The sequence below is a fragment of the Anaerovorax sp. IOR16 genome, assembly GCF_017168145.1.
In the GTDB taxonomy this organism is placed as follows: Bacteria; Bacillota; Clostridia; order Peptostreptococcales; family Anaerovoracaceae; genus IOR16.
In genome coordinates this window covers 113,382-136,308 of the sequence record NZ_JADQTL010000012.1, presented here as the reverse complement: position 1 = coordinate 136,308, position 22,927 = coordinate 113,382, and the positions used below count along the sequence as shown (strand labels likewise).

Annotated in this window: 19 protein-coding genes, 1 tRNA gene and 1 pseudogene; 16 read left to right on the top strand and 5 right to left on the bottom strand. The window is 34.6% G+C overall.

Annotation, left to right across the window (positions count from 1 at the left end; genetic code table 11):
* Positions 1-123 precede the first annotated feature (123 nt).
* Entirely contained in the window at positions 124-1,560 is a 1,437-nt protein-coding gene (locus tag I2490_RS16100) for an alanine/glycine:cation symporter family protein (RefSeq protein ID WP_206460770.1), read from the top strand.
* 33 nt (positions 1,561-1,593) lie between these two features.
* On the top strand, positions 1,594-3,192 hold the full coding sequence (locus I2490_RS16095) for an amidohydrolase (RefSeq protein WP_206460769.1): 1,599 nt from the start codon (positions 1,594-1,596) through the stop codon (positions 3,190-3,192).
* Between the two features lie 101 nt (positions 3,193-3,293).
* Here the strand turns inward: I2490_RS16095 and I2490_RS16090 are convergent, their stop codons facing one another.
* A complete protein-coding gene (locus tag I2490_RS16090) occupies positions 3,294-4,247 on the bottom strand; it encodes a LysR family transcriptional regulator (RefSeq protein ID WP_206460768.1) in 954 nt (317 codons plus the stop codon).
* A gap of 241 nt (positions 4,248-4,488) precedes the next feature.
* Between I2490_RS16090 and I2490_RS16085 the strand changes: the two genes are divergently transcribed.
* The 8 genes from I2490_RS16085 to I2490_RS16050 all read left to right on the top strand — a co-directional run bounded on the left by I2490_RS16085 (position 4,489) and on the right by I2490_RS16050 (position 15,220).
* Complete coding sequence (locus tag I2490_RS16085; protein ID WP_206460767.1) at positions 4,489-5,880, top strand: aspartate ammonia-lyase; 1,392 nt, start codon at positions 4,489-4,491, stop codon at positions 5,878-5,880.
* A gap of 62 nt (positions 5,881-5,942) precedes the next feature.
* The gene (locus I2490_RS16080) at positions 5,943-7,136 is read left to right on the top strand and encodes an NADP-dependent malic enzyme (protein WP_330634708.1); all 1,194 of its coding nucleotides are present in this window, start codon (positions 5,943-5,945) and stop codon (positions 7,134-7,136) included.
* Between the two features lie 274 nt (positions 7,137-7,410).
* Entirely contained in the window at positions 7,411-8,937 is a 1,527-nt protein-coding gene (locus tag I2490_RS16075) for an ABC transporter ATP-binding protein (protein ID WP_206460766.1), read from the top strand.
* Positions 8,934-10,091, top strand: coding sequence for an ABC transporter permease (locus tag I2490_RS16070; RefSeq protein WP_206460765.1), 1,158 nt, complete (start codon positions 8,934-8,936; stop codon positions 10,089-10,091). Before I2490_RS16075 ends, I2490_RS16070 begins: the two co-directional genes overlap by 4 nt.
* Positions 10,091-11,050 (top strand): ABC transporter permease, encoded by a 960-nt coding sequence (locus I2490_RS16065; RefSeq protein ID WP_206460764.1) that lies wholly within the window; start codon positions 10,091-10,093, stop codon positions 11,048-11,050. Before I2490_RS16070 ends, I2490_RS16065 begins: the two co-directional genes overlap by 1 nt.
* 72 nt (positions 11,051-11,122) lie before the next feature.
* Complete coding sequence (locus tag I2490_RS16060; protein WP_206460763.1) at positions 11,123-12,907, top strand: YgiQ family radical SAM protein; 1,785 nt, start codon at positions 11,123-11,125, stop codon at positions 12,905-12,907.
* A 29-nt stretch (positions 12,908-12,936) separates the two neighbouring features.
* Entirely contained in the window at positions 12,937-14,337 is a 1,401-nt protein-coding gene (locus I2490_RS16055) for a DNA methyltransferase (protein WP_206460762.1), read from the top strand.
* Positions 14,321-15,220, top strand: coding sequence for a YitT family protein (locus I2490_RS16050; RefSeq protein WP_206460761.1), 900 nt, complete (start codon positions 14,321-14,323; stop codon positions 15,218-15,220). The genes I2490_RS16055 and I2490_RS16050 overlap by 17 nt, the downstream gene beginning before the upstream one ends.
* Before the next feature lie 12 nt (positions 15,221-15,232).
* Here I2490_RS16050 and I2490_RS16045 read toward each other — a convergent pair whose 3' ends face one another.
* Positions 15,233-15,688 (bottom strand): DMT family transporter, encoded by a 456-nt coding sequence (locus I2490_RS16045; RefSeq protein ID WP_206460760.1) that lies wholly within the window; start codon positions 15,686-15,688, stop codon positions 15,233-15,235.
* 236 nt (positions 15,689-15,924) lie between these two features.
* Between I2490_RS16045 and I2490_RS16040 the strand changes: the two genes are divergently transcribed.
* The 6 genes from I2490_RS16040 (at position 15,925) to I2490_RS16015 (ending at position 20,448) form a co-directional block, all read left to right on the top strand.
* Complete coding sequence (locus tag I2490_RS16040) at positions 15,925-16,767, top strand: hypothetical protein (RefSeq protein ID WP_206460759.1); 843 nt, start codon at positions 15,925-15,927, stop codon at positions 16,765-16,767.
* Between the two features lie 14 nt (positions 16,768-16,781).
* Positions 16,782-17,570: an ABC transporter ATP-binding protein gene (locus I2490_RS16035; RefSeq protein WP_330634706.1), complete on the top strand. Its 789-nt coding sequence runs from the start codon at positions 16,782-16,784 to the stop codon at positions 17,568-17,570.
* 57 nt (positions 17,571-17,627) lie between these two features.
* Positions 17,628-18,380 (top strand): ABC transporter permease, encoded by a 753-nt coding sequence (locus I2490_RS16030; RefSeq protein ID WP_206460758.1) that lies wholly within the window; start codon positions 17,628-17,630, stop codon positions 18,378-18,380.
* Positions 18,380-19,522, top strand: a complete 1,143-nt coding sequence (locus I2490_RS16025; RefSeq protein ID WP_206460757.1) for a sensor histidine kinase — start codon at positions 18,380-18,382, stop codon at positions 19,520-19,522. Before I2490_RS16030 ends, I2490_RS16025 begins: the two co-directional genes overlap by 1 nt.
* Positions 19,519-20,205: a response regulator transcription factor gene (locus I2490_RS16020; RefSeq protein ID WP_206460756.1), complete on the top strand. Its 687-nt coding sequence runs from the start codon at positions 19,519-19,521 to the stop codon at positions 20,203-20,205. Before I2490_RS16025 ends, I2490_RS16020 begins: the two co-directional genes overlap by 4 nt.
* An 87-nt stretch (positions 20,206-20,292) precedes the next feature.
* Positions 20,293-20,448 (top strand): hypothetical protein, encoded by a 156-nt coding sequence (locus tag I2490_RS16015; protein ID WP_206460755.1) that lies wholly within the window; start codon positions 20,293-20,295, stop codon positions 20,446-20,448.
* 88 nt (positions 20,449-20,536) lie between these two features.
* Here I2490_RS16015 and I2490_RS16010 read toward each other — a convergent pair whose 3' ends face one another.
* The 3 genes and pseudogenes from I2490_RS16010 to I2490_RS16000 all read right to left on the bottom strand — a co-directional run bounded on the left by I2490_RS16010 (position 20,537) and on the right by I2490_RS16000 (position 22,927).
* The gene (locus I2490_RS16010; protein ID WP_206460754.1) at positions 20,537-21,094 is read right to left on the bottom strand and encodes a hypothetical protein; all 558 of its coding nucleotides are present in this window, start codon (positions 21,092-21,094) and stop codon (positions 20,537-20,539) included.
* A 253-nt stretch (positions 21,095-21,347) separates the two neighbouring features.
* Positions 21,348-22,711, bottom strand: a pseudogene (locus I2490_RS16005) (IS1182 family transposase).
* A 140-nt stretch (positions 22,712-22,851) separates the two neighbouring features.
* Positions 22,852-22,927: transfer RNA gene (locus tag I2490_RS16000), tRNA-Arg, on the bottom strand.

The window sequence follows — 22,927 nt, the reverse complement described above, 5'->3', positions numbered from 1 at the left end:
TTATGTCGGATTTTAATAAGAAAAGCAAGAAAAATGTTAGATTATTGTCAAAATCTTTAATGGCATGATATTTGCTTTATATAATTTTGTAGTTATTTTTTATCATTTTAAGGAGGGACTAATATGTATGAGATGTTTGCAAAGCTAACAGGCTTTCTATGGGGTACCCCATTGCTTTTAGCAATTCTTGTAACGGGAATTTTCTTTACGATTCGAACAAAGGGATTTCAATTTGTTCATTTTGGACATATTGTTACAAACATGTTTAAAAAAGACAGCAGACTTGGTGCAGGAGATGACAAAAACAAATTAACACCGTTTCAAGCCATTTCAATTGCGGTCGGAGGAAGTGTCGGAGTAAGTAATATGAGTGGTGTGGCTACGGCTATTTCTACTGGAGGACCGGGAGCGTTGTTTTGGCTGTGGATTGCTGCACTATTCGGCATGATTATCAAAATGGCTGAGGTAACATTAGCTGTTTATTACAGAGAAACAAATGAAGATGGAAGTTATAGAGGTGGACCGACCTATTATATGCAAAACGGTCTTGGAAAAGAAAAGGGATTTAAAGGTTGGAAATTATTCTCAGTTATCTTCGGCGGTGGAATTTTTATGACATGGTTTATAACAATCCAGAACTACACCATTTCTGAAGCTGTAGGTGGAACTTTTAATATTCCGTATATTTGGGTATCACTTGCCATTTGTGTTTGTGTCTATGTCATTATTATTGGAGGCATTAAAAAAATCGGTCAGATTACACAGTACTTAGTACCGATTATGTGTTGTTTTTATATTATATGCGCACTTATTATTATTTTTGTGAATATTGAAAAATTGCCTACAACAATTTCCATGATTTTCAAAGGTGCATTTACTACACAGGCTGCTTCTGGAGGGTTCCTTGGAGCGACTGTAGCGCAAGTAATTCGATTAGGACTTGCGCGTTCTGTTTACAGTAATGAAGCCGGTTGGGGAACTTCGCCAATGGTTCATGCGACTGCCAATACAGATCATCCGATAAAACAAGGTTTGATGGGGGCATTTGAAGTATTTGCAGATACGATTGTGGTATGTTCTATGACAGGTTTTGTAATTATTATTACCGGTTATTGGAATTCTGGATTATCCGGTGCTACATTAACTGCTTTTGAGTCGGTAATTGGTTCTGCAGCAAGAATTGCAATTGCAATCAGTATTTTCTTGTTTGGATTGACCACTTCTACCGGTTGGTTTACGTATTACAGAGTAATCCTTGACCATGCTCTAAAAGAAAAAGATAAGCTTAAGAAAGCGTTGGTTAACATCTTAATTTTAGGTACACCACTTTGGGGATTATTGGTTGTCGTACTTACTGTGTACGGAAATGGTACACCTGCTCAAGTATGGACATTTGCTGATTTCTCATCGGTTATTCCTACTTTTGTTAATGTTATTACATTATTCTTGCTTGGCGAAAAATTTATTGAGTTATTAAAGGATTATAAAGCTAGATACTTGGGGATTGGAAAAGTGGATCCGAACTTTAAACTCTTTTATGAAGAAAAATTAAAAAAATAAAATGAAAAAGTAAGTTGAGAGTGAAAAATGAGAATGGATAAAATATTTTATAACGGTATTATTAAAACTTTTGATAAAGAGAATCGAATAGAAGAGGCAGTCGGTATTAAAGATGGGAAAATTGCATTTGTGGGCAATAAAAAAGAAGCATTAACTTTACAATATAAAGAGGCTGTTGATTTACAAGGTAAATTAATGTTGCCTGGATTTGTAGATGGTCACCTGCATTTAATTCATTATGCTTTTGTGGAAAGTACGGTAAAACTCTTTGATTGTAAAAGTGTAGAAGAAATCGTTTCTTTAGCGAAAAATAAGCTGAAGGAACAAGAAAACGAAAATCCGAAATGGTTATTTTCCAGAGGATGGGATGAAAAAAGATTTGATGTTAAGAGATATCCGACAAAAGCAGATGCGGATGCTGTTTCTACAACGATACCTGTGGTTTTTGTAAGAGTTTGCGGCCATGCTGCGGTTATAAACAGTGTTGGTTTAGAACGTTTGAAAAAAATTTCTGAATTCGAAACAGTTAAAAATGAGATTGACTTTGAAACAGGGCTTATCAAAGAAAATGCGGTACAGTTTTTTTATTCAGTATTAGAGAAGCCTTCGCAAGAGCATGTTGAATTACTCATCCGATCGGGAATAAAAAAATTAAATGAGAAGGGCATCACTGGTGTACAAACGGAAGACTTATCTTCCTTGCCTGGAAAAGATTGGCAGTTAATTTTAAATTCCTATAATAATTTGCAATTAAAGAATCAGTTATCTGTAAGAATCTATGAACAATGTTTATTTGAACAAATGTTAGATTTTGAAAAATTTATTAACCGAGGCTATCGTGGCGGGCAAAGTGGAGAATTTTTTACCGTAGGACCGTTAAAGATTCTTATGGATGGATCAATCGGTGCGAAAACCGCTGCAATGACAGATGGTTATGTAGGAGATTCTGAGAACCTTGGAATTGTAAATTATTCTATAGAGCAATTAGTTGAAATGATGGATCTTGCTATGGAAAATGCCATGCATGTTGTTGTTCATTGTATCGGTGACAGAGCTATGGAAATGGTAATTGAAGCAATGAGGATTTCGCAGAAAAAATCAGATAGAGTAGATGTTCGCAATGGAATCGTTCATGCACAAATTACCAATTCATCTATTTTAGAAAAAATGAAGCAATATGGAATAGCGGCATATATTCAACCGGTATTTGTAAATTCAGATATGGATATTGTTGAAAGTAGAATCGGCAAGGAGCGCATGCATAAAATTTATGCTTGGAAATCCATGATTGATATGGGAATTTTAACAGTAGGAGGCTCTGATGCGCCTGTTGAAAGTTTTGATATCATGGAAAACATCTATTATGCGGTAACTAGAGAAAAATTAGAAGGTGGACCGAAAAATGGTTGGTTGCCCGAAGAAAAGCTTGATGTAGAAGAAGCTGTCAAACTGTTTACCGTTTATCCTTCGTATATGTCATTTACCGAAAATGTAAATGGAACAATAGAAGTTGGAAAAAGAGCTGACTTGGTTGTTCTAGAGGAAAATATCTTTGAGGTTGAAGTAGATAAAATAAAGGATATTAAAATTAGCAAGACGATTGTAGATGGGAAAATGGTATATCAAGCATAAAAGACTTTTATTATAGGATAGAATAAAACTATAAAAAAACTTAAGTACAATAAAAATCTGTACCTTCATGCGATATTTGTCATGGATGTACAGATTTTTATTTATAGATTGCTATTCACAGGTGCTGATAGATGAATAAATTCTTTCATGGCATACGAAATATATTTATTTTTTTTATATTGAAAAAAAATATTACGCTGTAAATCAGTTTCGCTTAATTTATAAAAACATAGATTTTTCGTATCAAGATGGGTATGGCGTATTAATGTATCACTGACAAGTGATATACCTGTTCCTATAGATATAATGTGAAATACAGTAGAAAGTTGTTCGAGTTCCAGAACTATATTTGGCTTTATACCATGTTTCTTGAAGATTCTATCGGTTCTCTCTCTTGTATCGCTGCCGTTTTTCATTAGAATAAAAGGCTCGTTTTTGAATATGTCAAAAGGAACAGGCATTGCTTGGGAATTTATATGTTTATTCATGATGATATCTTCTGTAGATAGTTGATATTGCATTACACGATGATTGCATTCAAATTTTCGTGGAACTGCAAGAACTAAGTGCTCTACTCCAAAGTAGTATTTATCAAATAAATCAGAGCTAAATTCTTTCGTATCAATAACCAGATCGATATCTCCGTTAAAAAGTTTCCTTTCCAACTCATAGGTACTGCCTTCAATGAGATTAAGCCTTATATTGGGATGAGTATCTATAAAAGAAGAAACAATGGGTGGGAGTATATAGGCAGAGTAAAGATGATTCGTGCCGACTGTAAGGGTTCCAGTTCTAAGTAAAGTTAAATCATTTATGTAGTTTAAAAATGAATTTTCCGTATCATAAATTTGCTCGGCACACTTTATATATTCTCGGCCACATTCCGTCAATTGAATTGGATTGGTACTTCTATCAAATAGAGGCATTCCTATTTCTTCTTCGATCTTTTTGATGGATGCACTCAAGGATGGTTGAGAGATTATTAATTTTTCCGCTGCTTTTGAAAAACTTTTTTCATTATTTACTGTACAGATCAGCTCTTTTTTCTTAAACATAATACTCCTTATATTATAATCACAATAACTGTTATAATCTTTTTTAAATATAACTTCATTATATTTAAGAAAAATATTGATGTCAATGCGATAAACAGAGAAAAATCCATGATGGTTATATAATTTTGACTATATGATATATACAGATATAAGTATTAGATTAATGCGTAAAAAATAATATAATGAACTTAAAGAAAACATTAAAACTTGATTCAATATCATTTAATTGGAGGACATAAAAATGGAGTATCGTTTAGAAAGTGATTCAGTTGGAGAAAAGCAAGTTCCGAAAGAGGCATATTTTGGTGTGCAATCTATGAGGGCTGGAGAAAATTTTAACATAACAAAAAAAATGATACCTGATGTACAAATTACATCTTTGGCAGAAATAAAGAAGGCATGTGCATTGACAAATAAAGAGGCGGGTACTTTGACGCCTGATATTGCAGATGCAATCGTAGCGGCATGTAATAAAATTATTGATGGAAAATTCCATGATCAATTTATTGTTGATCAGATTCAAGGAGGGGCAGGAACAAGTACAAATATGAATGCCAATGAAGTAATTGCGAATGTTGCTCTTGAAATTATCGGAAAAGAAAAAGGGGATTATAGTTTTTGTCATCCGAATGACCATGTAAACTTAGCGCAGTCCACAAACGATGTTTATCCCACATCTGTAAAGATGAGTCTTTATAGAACCGCACTCATTTTAATTGATAAATTAGATCAGCTTTATGACGCACTTATGAAAAAAAGTGTAGAATTTTATGATGTTCTTAAAATAGGGAGAACACAGATGATGGATGCAGTTCCCATTACCCTCGGACAAGAGTTTCATGCATATGCGACTGCTGTTAAAAGAGATAGAAATAGAATTGAAAAAGCATTAAGTGAAATATTGACTGTGAATATGGCTGCAACCGCGGTAGGTACAGGGATTAATTCCAGTGAATACTATGTGACACATATTGTGACTAAGCTTGCAGAGGTTTCCGGTATTCCTTTAAAAAATGCGGAGGATAAAATTGATGCAACTCAGAATATAGATTGCTTTTCCGTAATATCATCCGCTTTAAAAACTTGTTCGATTAGCCTTTCTAAGATGTCTAATGACATTCGATTAATGAACAGTGGTCCGAAAGCCGGACTTGGAGAAATTACAATACCGGCAAAACAAAATGGTTCTTCCATTATGCCGGGAAAAATTAATCCGGTTATTCCTGAAGTAATGACGCAATGCGCTTATGCCGTAATGGGTAATGATTTTGCAGTTACAATGGCATGTGAAGCGGGACAGCTAGAGTTGAATGCTTTTGAGCCTGTTGTATTTAATCGAATTTATGAATCACTTAACTTATTAACGAATGGTATAGATACAATGATTGTTAACTGTATAGAAGGAATCATTGCCAATGAGGAACGCTGTAAGGAGCTACTGGATCATTCGACAGGATATGTAACGGCCTTATGCCCTATTCTTGGTTATAAGAGAACGGCTACAATAGCGAAAAAGTTTCTAAAAGATGGAACATCAATTGTAGATGGAGCGAAAAAATATGGATTGGAAGAAAACGAAATAAAAGATATCTTTAGTCCAGAAAAGCTTACAAGACAGTTTGCAAGATTATAGGAAAAAGAATCTGAATCGAAGAAGAATGTGTAAAGTAGGAAAAGAAGGAAGGGGTTCTGTGTATGGAAGACAGAAAGGACAGTCGATCAGAGATGGACAGGAAAGAGTTGGCACTAAAAAAGCATGAAGAGTGGAAAGGAAAACTTGAAATTCAAGTTAAATCACCAATCAAAGATAAAACAGATCTATCGATTGCTTATACACCAGGAGTGGCAGAACCCTGTCTTGCAATAGAAAAAGATGAAAGTTTAGCATACAAGTATACTGGTAAAGGAAATACCGTAGCTGTAATTACAGATGGAACTGCGGTACTCGGCCTCGGAGATATAGGTCCATCAGCAGGGATGCCGGTAATGGAGGGAAAGTGTGCTTTATTTAAAACTTTTGCAAACATTGATGCGATACCTATTTGTATTGATTCGAAAGATCCTAAAGTTATAATTGATACGATATACACTATTTCAAAGAGTTTTGGTGGAATTAATTTAGAAGATATAAGTGCTCCAAGATGTTTTGAAATTGAAAAAGCGTTGATAGAAAAATGTGATATTCCGGTATTTCATGATGATCAGCACGGAACCGCTATCATTACATGTGCAGGGCTATTAAATGCAGTAAAATTTACTAAAAAAGAAATGGGAAAGCTTAAAATTGCAATAAGTGGAGCCGGTTCAGCAGGAATATCCATAGCAAAAATGATTCTTCGTCTTGGATTTGGAGAAGTCATATTATGTGGAAGTAAAGGGACTATTTATGAAGGTGCACCTTATATCAATCCGGAGCAGGAGAAGATGGCAAAGGTTACAAATAGAAAAAAACTTGTAGGAACACTTGCGGATGCTATGAAAGGTGCAGATATTTTAGTAGGTGTATCAAAACCTGCAGTTATATCAGAAGATATGATTAAAACAATGGCAGAAGACCCTATTTTATTTGTTATGGCAAATCCAATACCGGAAATTATGCCTGATTTAGCCAAGAAAGCAGGAGCGGCAGTCGTTGGAACAGGGAGATCAGACTTTCCAAATCAAGTAAATAATGTATCCGTATTCCCGGGGATTTTTAGAGGAGCGCTTGATGCAAGAGCAAAAAAAATAACAGAAGAAATGAAAGAAGCAGCAGCGAGGGCAATTGCAGATGTAATTCCTGAAGAAGAGCTTACAGCGGACTATGTTCTGCCTGAAGTATTTAATCCCTTGGTCGCTAAAAAAGTTGCAGAAGCAGTAATAAAGGAAGCATTGAGAAGACAAAAATAAGCTATCTTACAGAATAGAGCATGATACAGAAGTTCAGGCTGCCAATTTTTATTGGCAGTCTTTTATTATAATGAAGGAAATATTAATCTTAATTTTGATAATTCTTTTTTTAAATTCTTCAAATTAAGAAAGTCTGCTATTAGCTTTTTTATTGAAATTAAGGAAACTAATTTCTTTTTTGTATAAAATCAATTATAATGTATACTGTAATTTTATATAATCAAAAATAAAACAACGCAATATGGTTGCAAAAAAATAGGAATGGAGCAAACGTATGGAATATGTAATCGAAATGCTACATATCACAAAGGAGTTTCCCGGAATTATTGCTAATGATGACATTACACTTCAATTAAAAAAAGGTGAAATTCACGCATTATTAGGAGAAAATGGAGCCGGTAAATCAACTCTTATGAGTGTTCTTTTTGGATTGTATCAACCAGAGAAAGGTACCATTCGAAAAGATGGGGTCGAAGTAAAAATTAAAGATCCAAATGATGCGAATGGACTGGGAATTGGCATGGTACATCAACATTTCAAGTTGGTGCATAATTTTACGGTATTACAAAATATTATATTAGGCGTAGAAACGACTAAAAATGGTTTTTTGAAAATGGATGAAGCACGAAAAAAAGTGATGGAGCTTTCTAATCGTTACGGTCTCATGGTTGATCCCGATGCTTATATTTCTGATATTACTGTAGGAATGCAGCAACGTGTTGAAATTTTAAAGATGTTATACAGAAATAATGAAATTTTAATTTTTGATGAACCAACGGCTGTTTTAACACCGCAGGAAATTGAAGAATTGATGAAAATAATGAAGGAACTTGCTTCAGAAGGAAAATCTATTTTATTTATTACACATAAATTAAATGAAATTAAAGAAGTCGCTGATCGCTGTACGGTACTTAGAAAAGGAAAATACATTGATACGATTGACGTCTCAGAAACTTCAAAAGAAGCAATGTCTGAAATGATGGTTGGGCGTAAAGTAGATCTTCAAATTGAAAAGGCAGAAATATCTGTGGGAGCGCCTGTGTTAGAAGTTAAAGACTTAGTAGTAGCTAGTAAACAGGGTTCTAAAAAGGCAGTCAATCATGTATCTTTTAAAGTTAGTAAAGGTGAGATTGTATGTGTCGCAGGAATTGATGGAAATGGACAGTCCGAATTGGTCTATGCGTTAACGGGTCTTTCGTCTATTGAAGGTGGACAAATATTATTAAACGGTGAAGACATTACACGAGTATCTGTGCGGCATCGTAATAAAGCCGGAATGAGCCATATCCCAGAGGATCGTCATAAAGATGGACTCGTATTGGATTATAGTTTACAAGACAACTTGATTTTAAAAAAATATTTTACTCCTGGTTTTCAGAAAAATGGATTTTTACGTTTTCGGGAAGCAGAAGCTTATGCAGATAAATTAATTGAAAAATTTGATATTCGAAGTGGAAAAGGAAGAGAAACAGAAACACGCAGTATGTCTGGAGGAAATCAGCAAAAGGCAATTGTAGCTCGAGAAATTGATTTGAATCCGGAAATTTTAATTGCCGTGCAGCCGACAAGAGGTCTTGATGTAGGCGCGATTGAATACATTCATAAACAGCTTGTTACTCAACGTGATGAGGGGAAAGCCGTGTTGCTTATTTCATTGGAACTTGATGAAGTAATGAATATCAGTGATCGTATTTTAGTTATGTATGAAGGTGAAATTGTAGCAGACTTAGATCCGAAAGAAGTATCGGTGCAAGAATTGGGTCTATATATGGCTGGTTCAAAGAGAGGTGAAGCAAGATGAAGCAATTACAATCTATTTTAGAAAAAGATAGCTTCAGCAGAACAATTTCTTCTATTTTTTCAATTCTTATCGGGCTTCTGTTTGGATTTATCATTTTATTAGTTAGTAATCCAACACAGGCTGTGGACGGATTTTTGATTATTTTAAAAGGTGGCTTTAGTACGCATGCAAAGGGAATAGGGCAAGTTTTATATTTTGCAACTCCTTTAATTTTAACAGGACTTTCGGTTGGTTTTGCTTTTAAAACCGGTTTATTTAATATTGGAGCTCCGGGGCAATTTATTATGGGAGCATTTACTGCTGTCTATATCGGAGTAAAGTGGACCTTTTTACCGGCGCCTTGGCATTGGATTGTAGCATTACTAGGTGCAACCATTGTGGGAGGATTATGGGCACTCATACCGGGAATTTTAAAAGCATATTTGAATGTTCACGAAGTAATTGCTACCATCATGATGAATTATATTGGAATGTATTTGGCAAATTTTTTGGTTAAATCGTATATTTACGATTCAAAAAAAGCTCTTTCTATGAATGTTGCAGACACCGCAGTATTACCCAAAGCCGGACTTGATAAAATTTTTTATAATACCATGGGAACAACGAAAGATTTATCGACCGTAAATTGTGGGATATTTATTGCTATTATTATTGCTATTATTATTTATATTATTTTAAATAAGACTACATTTGGCTATGAATTAAAAGCATGTGGATTCAGTCAAGATGCAAGTAAATATGCAGGGATTAATGATAAGAGAAATCTTGTGACCTCTATGGTTATTTCCGGAATGCTTGCTGGATTAGGTGGAGGGCTTTTATATTTGTCTGGTGGAAACGGAAGGCGTATTAAAGTCGTGGATGTTTTAGCAATAGAAGGATTTAATGGAATTCCTGTAGCGTTATTAGCATTGTCGAATCCAATCGGTACTATTTTTTCAGCTATTTTCATTTCCTATATTACCCAGGGAGGTCATTATCTTCAAACTTTAAATTTTGTACCGGAAGTTATTGACATTATTATAGCTTGTATTATTTATTTCAGTGCATTTTCATTATTCTTCAAAGATTATATTTTTAGATTTATAAAAAATAGGGTTCAATCGATGGAAGAAAAAAAGCAGGAACGCTTGGAAGACGGAGGTGAAGAATAATGGGTGTTTTAAGTCTCATTGTACAACAGACGATGTTGTTTTCCATTCCGCTGTTAGTCGTTGCCTTAGGAGCTGTTTTTACAGAACGAGGTGGTGTTACAAATATTGCATTAGAAGGTATGATGATTATGGGTGCTTTTACTAGTATCTTTTTCATTAATCAAATGCAAGATAAAATGAGTGGACAATTATTGTTATTGATTGCAATGTTGATTGCGATTGTGACTGGAACAGTTTTTTCTTTGTTTCATGCATATGCATCCATTAATTTAAAGTCAGACCAAGTAATTAGTGGAACGGCATTAAATATGTTTGCACCGGCTTTTGCTATCTATGTTGCTCGTATGATTCAAGATAATGGAGTACAACAGATTGGTTTTACCAATACGTTTCGAATCAAATCCGTTCCGGTACTGGGTGATATCCCAATTATAGGAGACTTGTTTTTTAAGAACGCCTACATTACTACTTATATTGGACTTGGAATCTTAGTACTATCAGTAATTATTATCTATAAGACTAGATTTGGATTACGCCTTCGTGCATGTGGGGAACATCCGCATGCAGCTGATTCCGTAGGGATTAATGTTTATAAAATGCGTTATGCCGGAGTTATGATTTCCGGTGCATTGGCAGGACTTGGAGGATTGATCTTTGTAGTACCCACTTCCACAAATTTTAATGCAACCGTTTCAGGCTATGGTTTCTTAGCATTGGCAGTAATGATTTTCGGACAGTGGAAACCGATTCGCGTTTTCTTTGCTGCACTCTTTTTTGGATTGATGAAGACTATAGCATCGGCATACTCTGTTATTCCACTGCTTGCTGCTTCGAACATTCCAAGTGATGTATATAAAATGATACCTTTTATTGCTACGTTAATCGTACTTGCTTTTAGCTCAAAATCTTCTGAAGCTCCAAAAGCAGTAGCTGTTCCATACGATAAGGGAAGCAGATAAAAGAAGAGGCCTGTTTCAAAGAAGAATTTATTTTATTTTGAGACGGCCTCTGTTTCGTTAGAAAGGATTATTATGTTTTTACCCATTAGTCAAGAAGATATGAGACAGCGTGGTTGGGATTATCCGGATTTTGTATTGATTACAGGTGATGCTTATGTAGATCATCCGTCTTTTGGTCATGCAATCATAAGTCGGCTATTAGAACGTTATGGATATAAAGTAGCCATTTTATCGCAGCCGGACTGGAGAAACAAAAAGGATTTTATGCGCTTTGGAAAGCCACGTCTTGGATTTTTAATAAATTCCGGCAATGTAGATTCTATGGTCAATCATTATTCCGTTTTTAAGCATCGCAGAAAAACAGACAGCTATTCACCGGGTGGGATTGCTGGAAAACGACCTGATCGTGCTGTTATTGTATATAGCAATCGAGCAAGAGAGGCTTATAAGGATGTTCCTATTATCATTGGGGGTTTAGAAGCAAGTCTCCGTCGCTTTTCTCATTATGATTATTGGGATGAAGACATTCGTCGTTCCATATTATTGGATGCAAAAGCAGATTTATTGATTTATGGCATGGGAGAACGAGCTGTTTTAGAGATTGCAGAAGCCTTAGATTCTGGAATTGAAGCAAAGGATATCGGGTGGATTCGAGGAACCGTTTGCAAGGCAATTGGAGATACAAAAGATGAAGAATGGAAACAAGATGCGGATACCATTCTGCTCCCGAATTTTGAATCCGTAAAAAATATAAAGAAAAACTATGCTGAAAGTTTTTTTCTGCAATATCAAAATAATGATTGGATTACAGGAAAGCGTTTAATCGAGCGTTATGATAATGGACTTTGTATAGTACAGAATCCTCCTATGGAACCATTGACAACTCTAGAGTTGGATGATGTTTATGAGTTGCCGTATGAGGGTACTTATCATCCGATTTATGAAAAGGATGGAGGAGTGCCGGCTATTAATGAGGTTAAGTTTAGTATTGTCGCGAATCGAGGTTGTTTTGGTGGATGTGCCTTTTGTGCATTAACTTATCATCAAGGAAGAGAAGTTCGTGGCAGGAGCAAAGCTTCTATTGTAGAGGAAGCACGAAGATTAAGCAAACACAAAGATTTTAAGGGTTATATTCATGATGTCGGGGGACCTACAGCAAACTTTCGTGGACCGGCGTGTGAAAAACAGTTAAAAGCAGGGGTCTGTAAAAATCGTGATTGTTTATATCCGAAACCATGCAATCAAATGAAGGTGGATCATAAAGAATATTTGGACATTCTTCGGGAGATCAGAAACATTGAAGGAATCAAGAAGGTTTTCATTCGTTCTGGTATTCGTTTTGATTATGTAATGGCAGATTCTGATGATACTTTTATGAAGGAACTTTGTGAGCACCATGTGAGCGGAACATTAAAGGTGGCACCAGAGCATGTTTCAAAAAAGGTGTTAGGTAATATGAGAAAGCCGGAAAACGAAGTTTTCGAGCGTTTTTGTAGTAAATATAAACATACAAATGAAAAATTAGGGAAAAAACAATATCTGATACCATATTTTATTTCTTCTCATCCAGGTTCCACATTAAAGGATGCTGTAGAATTAGCTTTGTACCTTAAAAAGACTGGATTTGTACCGGATCAGGTACAAGATTTCTATCCGACGCCCGGGACTTTAGCAACGTGTATGTATTACACTGAGTTAGATCCATTTACAATGAAATCAGTTTATGTTGCAAAGGATATAAAAGAAAAAAAGATGCAAAGAGCGTTGATGCATTTTCATAAGAAAGAGAATCGTAGCCTAGTAGAAAAGGCATTGCGACAGGTTGGAAGAGAAGATTTAATTTCAATTCTTCGCTAAAACAGCACGATTCATAACGGAGGACACGAATGAGTTTGTTGACAAAGCTCCCGATTATATTAGAAGAGTGCCAAAAAGAATATGCAAGATGCAGCACGTGCGATGCACCGGATTTTGCTTTAAAGGAACAGGTAGGAGTACTGAAAGCAGAGTTGGAGAACGAGAATATTTTTGCAAAGAGTGATAATGCTGCGTTTATGGATTATTTGCTGAAAAAAAAGAGTATGGCGGGCAAAATTAAGCTTATTTATATAGATCCTCCTTTTTACTCAAAAGCAGATTATGGAACAGAAATTCGTTTAGAATCAAAAAAAATAAATAAAATTCCGATTATAAAGCAAACTGCCTATCAAGACACTTGGGAAAATGGCATGGAAGACTATCTAAAAATGCTTACTTATCGATTACTGTTTATGAAGGATTTGTTGGCGGATGATGGTGGCATTTGGATTCATTTAGATTGGCATGTGGTTCATTATGTTAAAATAATTATGGATGAAATTTTCGGGGAAGATAATTTTATAAATGAAGTAATTTGGAATTATAAATCTGGAGGCGTCAGTAAACGCTATTTTGCCAGAAAACATGATACACTGCTCTATTATGCCAAAACATCGAATTACTATTTTAAGGCTCAAAAAGAGAAATCTTATAATCGAGGATTAAAGCCGTATCGCTTTAAAGGTGTGCAGGAATACCAGGATGATATTGGTTGGTATACTATGGTAAATAAAAAAGATGTTTGGCAAATTGATATGGTAGGTAGGACGTCAAATGAGCGCACCGGATACGCAACGCAAAAACCAGAGCTTCTTATTTCGCATATTCTCGAGAGTTGTACAAAGGAAGGCGATCTTTGTGCGGATTTTTTTGGGGGTTCGGGAACTCTGGCATCTACTGCATTTAAAATGGGCAGAAGATTTATTTCTTGTGATGTCGGGAATTTATCGGTTACATATACATATAAACGTTTGGCTTTTAATAATATACCATTTAGCTATTATGAACAGAGAAATGATTCTAATCAGAGAAAAGAAGAAAGCCAAATACAAAAAACAGAAAATAAGATAAAAGCGAATGTCATTTTTCGAAAAGAATCGTCAGATAACAAAACCGTGCTTTCAATTGATTTAATGGCTTATCAACCTCATTTTTCAAAAAGCGATCCAATTGACGAGAAGTATAAAGAAGTCTTAAATCGCGTTATCAAAGAAGAACCGTTACTTTTGGTTGATTATTGGATGATAGATTTTCATTATAATGGAAAGATTTTCAGACCAAGCACATATTATAAGAGGTTAAAATCAGATTTGCAGACACATGTACAAATGGAGGTAGAATTGGTTTCTTGTGTCATGCTTTGCGTTGTGGATGTATTTGGAAATCGTACATTTTTTAAATGGGAGAACGAGAATGAAATTGAAGGATAAAATATTAAAATTTGATTGGAAAAGGTTTATTTTGGATGTGCTGTTTCTTTGCATCGGTTGTGCGTTTGGTGCCTTTGCATCCATTGGTGTCATGATACCGAACGGATTATCAAGCGGTGGGATTACAGGCATTGTGCGTATATTACAGCAATATATGGACATTAATTTTTCTTTGCTGTATTATGTTGGCGCAATGATTATTTTAATTATTTGTTGGATATTACTTGGCAGGAAGGAAGCAAAGAAAATTATATTAATGAGTATATTATACCCGGCTTTTCTTATGATTTTTGAACAGTTGGATTTGCTTCTTTTGGAACAAAAGGACATGACGCTTGCTTCCATCTTTTGTGGAATCATTGGAGGGATTGGCAGTGGTTTGGTATTTGTAAGAGGCTACTCATCCGGTGGAACAGATACCATTGCAAAAATCATTAAAATTAAAGTGTTTCCCCATATTGCTATGAGCCAAATACTTCTTTGTATTGATGCAATCATTATCATTTGTTCCGGTTTTGTATATGGAAAAAATGTTGCTCTTTATGCTTTGATCTCTTCGGTGATTTTTTCGAAAACTACCGAAATGCTGATGTATGGTTTTGATCCTAAAGTGGTACAACTTGAAATTATCAGTAAAGAAAATAAGCTCATTGCAGATTATATTTTGCATGAAATTCAGCGTGGAGTGACGGCCGTCACAATAACAGGAGAATATACAAAAGAAACTAAGTATAAGCTGGTAACGGTATGTTCTCCGAGAGAAAGTATGTTAATAAAGCGTTTTATAGCAAATACGGATCGATATGCTTTTGTTACTGTTTTACATGTGGAAACTGTATGGGGAGCCGGAAAGGGATTCAATAATATCGCTGAGGTAAAATAGTGATTTCGAAAATCAATTTTTTTGAATCAAAAAAACTCCAATTATCATAAAAGCAATTCCTAGGATACGGAAAAGAGAAATAGGCTGAATGGGATTTCCAAACCAACCAAAGTGATCTGCGATAACGGATGTTATCAGTTGTCCGGCAAGAAGAAGAGAAAAGAAGTTAGAAAATCCAATTTTGCCAGGAATGACAACACCCGCTAAAACGTAAAGTGCACCAATAACGCCTCCAGTCCACATCCAATAGCGTGTTTGTTTCAGAACTTCCCATGTAGGAGCTGATAAAAGATTTAATTTAATACCGATGATAAATGCAAGAAAGAGAGCTATTGTACCGACTGTAAAACTCGCGAGGGCAGAAAAGATTGGATTGCTTGTAACATTTTTTAACTTTCCGTTGATACCGGTTTGCACAATGAGGGAAATGCCCGTTAAAAAACTCCAAAAGGTGTATAAAAGATTCATATTAAGTACTCCTTCTTTGTTCAAATTTATAGATTGCTCTATTATATCATAGCTTATATTTCAGCGGTTAAAGGAATTAATGTTTGTTCATGAATTGTTAAGAATTCGGACATATTATATTAAGTGTTACTGTTTAGAATATAAGAATAGAAAGAGTGCAGAGACATTTTATAACAACAAATGATTTAAGACACTCTCGTAACAGTATAATTGAAAATTAAGGAGGCAATGGGATTATGAAACACAGAAAACATTTTATTACACTGGTTTGTTTGGTAGTAGGGATGCTTGTACTGACAACAGCGGTGTACGCGAATTATGATGATGCGCAAGGCTACACAAATTACAAGAATGCATTAAAGCATTTAGCATTTAAAGCTGATAACTTTACTGCTGATTATGATGCAAAAATTATGATTGATAATGATGCTGTTAACATTCTTAGTGGAAATTTCAAATGTGCAGATGGAGACCGCAGTCATTTCGAAAAGAGCAAGGATACGTTCGATGGTGAAGAGTACATTAGTGAGTATTATACCTATACCTATGGTGACACATACTATTCATATCATCCGAAAACGAATAAATATTATAAGGGTGAAATATACAATGAAGGAAATGCAACCTTAATGGGAACAGATGATGCAACAACTAAAAAAGCGGTGCGTTTTGCTGAATTGTTAACTGATACATTAGTTGGAGATTTAAAAAACAATGTAATTTTAGAGTCGTCTAAGGATGGTATTAAAGAATACTCCATCCAAGTTTCAGGAAATCAAATTCCAGAAATCGTAAATGCTGGATTGTCGTTAGCATTTACAGCAAGCAATAGTGAAGATTATGAAAATGAAGTAACTTCTAAATTTGGAAACGATCCTTACATTGATAAAGTAAATTTTAGAGTAACTTTAGATGAAGAAGGAAGATTATTAGAAAATTCAATGGAAGCTACTATGGCAGGTGTTGATAAAAAAGGAAACAAGCACACTGCAACGATGGAAGTAAATGCAAAGATTTCTGATTATAACAATACAAAGGTAGATGTGTTCAATCCGGAAGGAAAGATACTGGAAGATTAAAATATGAAGATACAATGTTCCGATGGGATTCCTATCGGAACATTGCAATGGGAAAAGAGGATGAAGCTATGGAGAATGTACTGGAAGTAGAACGTCTAACAAAAGTATATAAAAATGGAAGAGGAGTGAAAAATATAACCTTTTCTATTGAACAGGGAGATGTGGTAGGCTTGCTGGGTCCAAATGGTTCCGGAAAAACTACCATTATGAAGACTATAATGGGTTTGTGTCATGCAAATGAAGGTTGTATAACCGTTTTTGGAAATGATGTAGAACAAGACGTAGAAAAGACTTTGGAAAATGTTGGAGGACTCATTGAAAGACCTGCAATTTATGAGTATTTATCTGCAAGAGATAATCTTAGAATGATGGCGCGTTTTTATCCAAATGTAGATGAAGCAAGAATCGATCATGTGCTTGATGTAGTAAGAATGCGTAAATATCAGAAAGATAAAACTGGGAAATTTTCTTTAGGAATGAAACAACGTATGGGACTTGCAATGGCAATTTTATCTGATCCCGGATTGATTATTTTGGATGAGCCGACAAATGGTTTGGATATTGAAGGAACCGTTGAGATTCGTGAAATGATAAGGAAGATGGCGGAAGAAAAAGGAACCTCTTTTTTAATTGCAAGTCATTTGGCTTTTGAAATTGAAAAAACCTGCAATAAAGTTGCAGTGGTACATGAAGGTGATTTGTTAGCCTTTGAAACCATGGAAGAAGCTCTGAGACTGAATCCGTCATTGGAAGATTATTTTCTTTCCATCGTAAAGGAAAAAAGAGGATCGGCTCTTATTTAGCGCTGTTTTATGCTGCGTATATTCTTTATACAAAGTAATGAATTAGGAGGATTTTTCGTGAAAACTTTTACAGCAAGTTTGCAGAATGAACTAAAAAAAATAACAACTAGAAAGAAATTTTTTGTCTTTTTAATTATAGAGATTGTAATATGCTTATTAAGTAGTTTAATTAATTTAGCGATTAGTAAAGCTTCTTCAGGTACAATTCCTACCTCGCTTGTGTTTTCAAATATGCCAATGAGCATGTTATCTTTTTTCATACAAATTTATATTCCTCTCATAATCTTCATGGCAACCTGTGATTTGTTTGCTGGAGAAGTGCATGATGGGACCATTCGTGCTACTTTTATGCGGCCGGTAAGCCGATTAAAACAATATTTTTCAAAAATATTGGCAATTTTAATTTTAGCCGCAGTTTATCTAATAACTCTTTTTGCACTGACAACAATTATTAAAGCAATTACAGCACATTCCGTAATTGGTTTAGGACAAAATTTTCTGGCTTATTCATTGGACTTATTTCCATTGATTGTATTGATATTATTTGCGGCAATGCTGAATCAATTTACAAACAGTCCATCGCTATCAATCGTAATTTGTGTAATTGCATATTTGGCGCTCTGGATAATTGGAATACTTATCCCGATTATGAGCGGCTTATTTTTCACGGGTTATTTGCAATGGCATAATTTATGGCTTGGTATTACACTCCCGTTTATGGCAATGATTACAAAGATGGGAATTTTAATTGGTTATGGAATGATTTTTGGGTGTATTGGCTATTACTTATTTGAAAGAAGAGAAGTGTAATGATGCAATCAATCAAAGGACGTTTTATCAGAACAAATATCATGATGGTAATTATATCAGCAGTGTTGATACTTTTAGTATCATTGCTGCTGTTATTTGTTTTTTCTATAAGTGAAAGAGATGGATTTCTGCGTATTCTCCAAGGCTTCAAAGAAATATTTCATGGTGACTTCCGCAAAGAAAATGGATTAACAATATATTTGTTTGCTTGGTCTGTTTTAGTAGGGGGTACAGTATTAATTACTTGCATTATATTAAGTGTAAATCTTTCCAGAAGTGTATTGGCTCCTATTAAAGAATTGCAAACTGCAGCAATGAATATTGCAGACGGACATCTGGACTTTGAAGTAATGGCTTGTGAAGATCGTGAACTAAATGAGCTTTGTCAATCTTTTGATCAAATAAGAAAAAAATTAAAAATATCGGCCGAACAGCAGCATCAAAATAAAGAAGAACGAAATATACTGATGGCAAATCTTTCTCATGATATGCGAACTCCGGTTACCACAATAAAGGGTTATTTAGAGGGGATTAAGGATGGTGTTGCTGATACACCTGAGAAGCAATCAAGATATTTAGATACTATTTATAGTAAAACATTAATTCTTGAACGTTTATTGGATAATATGACGGAGTATTCTGAACTGGAACTGGGACGAATGCAGTATGCGTTTGAATTTGTTGATTTAACTTCCTATTTAAAGGATTTAACAGAGGACTATAAACGTGATATTGGCTTGGCGGGTTTACAGTTTGAGTATTCTCTGTTGGAGGAACCTTTGACGATTGTTGCAGATCGAAGTAAATTAAAAAGGGTATTAGACAATTTAATATCAAATGCGGTAAAATATAATAAGCAAAATGGAACAATTTCTATTAGTACGGAAACGGATCATAAGGGAGCTTTGATTCGAATTTCGGATACTGGCACTGGAATAAACAATACTGATTTAAATAAGGTTTTTGATGGATTTTATAGGGGAGATGCTTCTCGAAGTAATATAAAAGGTAATGGACTGGGATTAGCCATTGCAAAGCAAATTATTGGGAGCCACAGAGGGAAAATATGGATGAAAAGTGAGAAAAATGTGGGTACAGAGGTATATATTTATTTGCCATTGAGAAGAAGGGAGAATCTATGAGAATATTAGTAATTGAGGACGATAAAAGTATTGCTGAACTGGAACGGGATTATTTAGAGATTAATGGATATCAATGCGATGTAGCGTATGATGGGGCCACTGGTTTGGAAATGGCAATTCAAAATGATTATGCTTTGATTATCCTTGATATTATGCTGCCTGGAATGGATGGCTTTGAGCTTTGTGTGAAGTTTCGTGAAAAGAAAAATACTCCGATTATTTTTCTCTCGGCGAAAAAGGACGATATTGACAAGGTACGAGGTTTAGGTCTAGGAGCAGATGATTATATGACAAAGCCTTTTAGTCCAAATGAACTTATGGCCCGTGTCAAAAGTCATATTTCCAGATATGAAAGATTGACTGGAAATGGATTCAACCAAAATCGTGTATTAAAAGTTCGTGGTCTCGAAATCGATAAGGACGGAAGACGTGTATTTGTAAACGGTGAAGAAAAAATAATGCCTGCAAAGGAATATGATTTGCTGTTGTTTTTGGCAGAAAATCCAAATCGTGTTTTTTCCAAGGAACATATTTTTGATCGGATCTGGGGTATGGATGCATTAGGAGATGTTTCAACAGTTACTGTTCATATTCGACGAATTCGTGAAAAGATTGAACTGGAGATGGATGATGTTCAATACATTGAAACCGTTTGGGGCGTTGGTTATCGTTTTAAGGGATAGAAAAGATTTGGGATTGTGTTTATTGGACTTCTATTTGTATAATTTACTTTATCATACACATACTATTTCTTGATAGGAGGGATACGTATGGATTTAGGTAATTTAACATCAAAAGAACTTGGACAAATTATGTCAAAAGGTCTGTTAAGAGCAGTTCAAAATGGAGAGATCACTTCAATTTCTGAAGAAGAAAAACAAAAAATTATTGATTCAAACATTCAAATATGGAATAAGAAACGATAAAAAATCAAACAGAGAAAAATAAATGACGAAAATAAATCAGGGGGCCAATTAAGGTAAATCGTAAATTGACTTTCCCTGATTTAAACAATTACATTTGACTTGCATAGATCTCTTCAATGGGTTTTATTTGATTATTCTCAATTGGTTTTAAACTAAAAGATTGGACTGTTGTTATATCTGGAAAAATGGGGATATCATACAAAATAACCTCATAATATCCATTGGCTTCCGCTGTTAAATTCCAAGTTGTATAAGGGACTGGATATGTTGGTGTTTGCGATAGTTCAGCGCTTCGTGTAGGTAAGGAAATTAGTGGTATTTCACCGTTTTGATCGGTAAATTCGATTTGTGAAATAAAATAATTATTTCCAAGTGGCTGACTGATTGTTATTTTTGCATTCGGTATCGGTTCGGAATCAGTTGCAGAAATAACATTAACCTTAAGATATCCAATATTTGTTTCATCCTTTAAATATTTTTGATAAACACCGCTTAAATATTGGAAAATAGGGATAAGACCAGGCTTATTTGAGGGATTCGGTTCTCCTGGTAAAACTAACGGAGAATTTGGTGAAGGCATTGGTACATTTGGCATAGGTTCTTGGGCTTTTGTTACAAAACCGAATTCGTCATAATCATTATACATTTATAATACTCCTTATATTATTTAATTAATTGAAGAATTAAATATTAATAATATATGTTTAATATTACAGAATGTGTTTTAAATCCTTTCGGGTTCGAGTCCCTTTAATTATTAAAAAGAAAAACACACCTTATAGGTGTGTTTCAGACTGTAGACAAAATACCTTGCTAAATTTATATTCTTATAATTTCTGCAAGGTATTTTCTATTTTTTCTATAAAGCTTTTAAAAAAAGAAAAAATAAAAGGATATCTCTATGCCATTTGATTCCTTCTTTCAGATTTATGAATCCATGTTGCTAGTTTTTTTAGATTCATGGACGCAAAAAGAAGATTCAGTTCCATTTCTATCTTCTGAATCCCTCGATATTGTGTATAACGCATATTATGTTTTTCTTTTGCATCTGCAAAGACTCGCTCAATGGTTTGACTCCGTAGTTTGTAAAGATCTCGATACTTTGGAGTATGACGAATGTCCTCACATTGCTCTATGTAGTTTTCCCATATATGACGTGTGACTACTTTTACATGGTCCTTACTTGCTGTGCATTCTGATAAGGAAGGGCAACTCTTGCAAATTTCTCCTTTACTCTTATATTCCCGATACCCTTCTCTATTTGTTGTAGTATAGTTTAACACTTGGTTTTCTGGGCATACAAAGCAATCATAGTATTCATCATAAGCATATTCGTGTTTTTTAAAATAACCATTTTTTGTCATAGGTCGTTTGTATGGTAGGATAGGAATTCGTTTATCTTTGAGTATTTCTCTAGCAATTGCAGGTGTTTTATATCCGGAATCCATTACAATATTTTTTACACCTTTATATCTTTTTACTTTTTCATAAATCTTTGGGAATGCAACTGAGTCATGTACATTTCCTGGATTTGTATGAAAAGCAAGTATGTAATTGTTTCGATCGCAAGCTACATTTGCAGCATAAGCAAATACTACCTTATGCTTTCCTTTATGAAATACACCGCAATCCGGATCTACGGTACTTTTCTTGATTACTTTTGTCTTTTCTTTGGCTTCCGTTTTTTTTTACAAGCTTGTTTTCCTCGTTCAATGCGATCTTCGTTAATTTCTTTCATTAGTTCTTTTTCATAGTATTTAACGGATTCCAAAACGGTTTCTTTTTCACTGTTATGGTTATTTGCACTTGCTTTAATATGTGTACCGTCAATGAAAATGCTTTCTGAATTAATGAATTCATATTCCATAATTTCAGCAATGACTCTTTGAAAGATTTGTTCGAATAAGTCAGTATTTTGAAACCGACGAGAGTAGTTTTTACCAAAGGTAGAAAAGTGAGGAATTTCTTCCTCTAAACTATAACCAAGATACCATCGATAAGCTACATTCGTTTGAATTTCTTTAATGGTCTGCCTCATGGATCGAATACCAAAGGTATATTGAATGAGGGTAATTTTAATTAAGACGACAGGGTCGATGCTTTCTTTTCCCACATCAGAATACAAATCTTTTACAAGGTCATAAATGAAAGAGAGATTAATCGCAGTATCTATCTTACGAATAATATGATCTTGTGGAACAAGAGAATTCAAGGTTACCATTTGAAATTGATCACGACCTAATAAATCTTTCTTACCCATCATAAAGCAAATACCTCCATGTATTTATACATATATTTTACCATAAATACAATAAAATGTATTACATTATGTAAAAAAAACTGTAGGCAAAGATAGAGATATCCTTGTCTACAGTCTGAAACACACCTTATTGGTGTGTTTTTTGGTGAGGCATGAGGGACTCGAACCCCCAACCTGCAGATTCGAAGTCTGAGACTCTATCCATTGAGCTAATGCCCC

Coding starts and splice junctions, on each gene's coding strand:
- I2490_RS16050 (WP_206460761.1), top strand. CDS start 14,321: ATGAAATTGAAGGATAAAATATTAAAATTTGATTGGAAAAGGTTTATT.
- I2490_RS16040 (WP_206460759.1), top strand. CDS start 15,925: ATGAAACACAGAAAACATTTTATTACACTGGTTTGTTTGGTAGTAGGG.
- I2490_RS16060 (WP_206460763.1), top strand. CDS start 11,123: ATGTTTTTACCCATTAGTCAAGAAGATATGAGACAGCGTGGTTGGGAT.
- I2490_RS16065 (WP_206460764.1), top strand. CDS start 10,091: ATGGGTGTTTTAAGTCTCATTGTACAACAGACGATGTTGTTTTCCATT.
- I2490_RS16055 (WP_206460762.1), top strand. CDS start 12,937: ATGAGTTTGTTGACAAAGCTCCCGATTATATTAGAAGAGTGCCAAAAA.
- I2490_RS16045 (WP_206460760.1), bottom strand. CDS start 15,688: ATGAATCTTTTATACACCTTTTGGAGTTTTTTAACGGGCATTTCCCTC.
- I2490_RS16100 (WP_206460770.1), top strand. CDS start 124: ATGTATGAGATGTTTGCAAAGCTAACAGGCTTTCTATGGGGTACCCCA.
- I2490_RS16015 (WP_206460755.1), top strand. CDS start 20,293: ATGGATTTAGGTAATTTAACATCAAAAGAACTTGGACAAATTATGTCA.
- I2490_RS16075 (WP_206460766.1), top strand. CDS start 7,411: ATGGAATATGTAATCGAAATGCTACATATCACAAAGGAGTTTCCCGGA.
- I2490_RS16090 (WP_206460768.1), bottom strand. CDS start 4,247: ATGTTTAAGAAAAAAGAGCTGATCTGTACAGTAAATAATGAAAAAAGT.
- I2490_RS16085 (WP_206460767.1), top strand. CDS start 4,489: ATGGAGTATCGTTTAGAAAGTGATTCAGTTGGAGAAAAGCAAGTTCCG.
- I2490_RS16035 (WP_330634706.1), top strand. CDS start 16,782: ATGTTCCGATGGGATTCCTATCGGAACATTGCAATGGGAAAAGAGGAT.
- I2490_RS16095 (WP_206460769.1), top strand. CDS start 1,594: ATGGATAAAATATTTTATAACGGTATTATTAAAACTTTTGATAAAGAG.
- I2490_RS16070 (WP_206460765.1), top strand. CDS start 8,934: ATGAAGCAATTACAATCTATTTTAGAAAAAGATAGCTTCAGCAGAACA.
- I2490_RS16025 (WP_206460757.1), top strand. CDS start 18,380: ATGATGCAATCAATCAAAGGACGTTTTATCAGAACAAATATCATGATG.
- I2490_RS16020 (WP_206460756.1), top strand. CDS start 19,519: ATGAGAATATTAGTAATTGAGGACGATAAAAGTATTGCTGAACTGGAA.
- I2490_RS16080 (WP_330634708.1), top strand. CDS start 5,943: ATGGAAGACAGAAAGGACAGTCGATCAGAGATGGACAGGAAAGAGTTG.
- I2490_RS16010 (WP_206460754.1), bottom strand. CDS start 21,094: ATGTATAATGATTATGACGAATTCGGTTTTGTAACAAAAGCCCAAGAA.